At 72.9% G+C, this 255-nt stretch carries 1 protein-coding gene; it reads right to left on the bottom strand.

The annotated features are described in order from the left end of the window. Nucleotides 1-220: BlaI/MecI/CopY family transcriptional regulator (locus QC029_RS30990; protein ID WP_279559154.1), on the bottom strand; the 220-nt coding region annotated here is incomplete at its 3' end. Nucleotides 221-255: the final 35 nt, after the last annotated feature.

The raw sequence follows: 255 nt of genomic DNA, 5'->3' as shown, positions 1-255 counted from the left end.
CCACCCTCTCCCGCACCACCGCACCCTTGGCCAGCAACCGAGTCAAAATGGTGATCACCGTGGTGTACGCCAGATCGCCACCGAGACGCTCACGCACCCAGGCGGTGTCCACCGGCCCCGGCGCCTCGCACAACGCCGAGAGCACCTGCACCTCCAGCTCCCCCTGACCGCGGCGGCGCGCACGGGGCCGCCGCGGCTGCCCGGTCTCCTCCTGCTCCACCCTGCCGTCTCCCTCCAGCCCCGGCCCCGTCGCAT

Source organism: Streptomyces sp. DH37 (genome assembly GCF_029813835.1).
Classification (GTDB): Bacteria; Actinomycetota; Actinomycetes; order Streptomycetales; family Streptomycetaceae; genus Streptomyces.
This window is presented reverse-complemented; position numbering and strand designations above follow the sequence as displayed.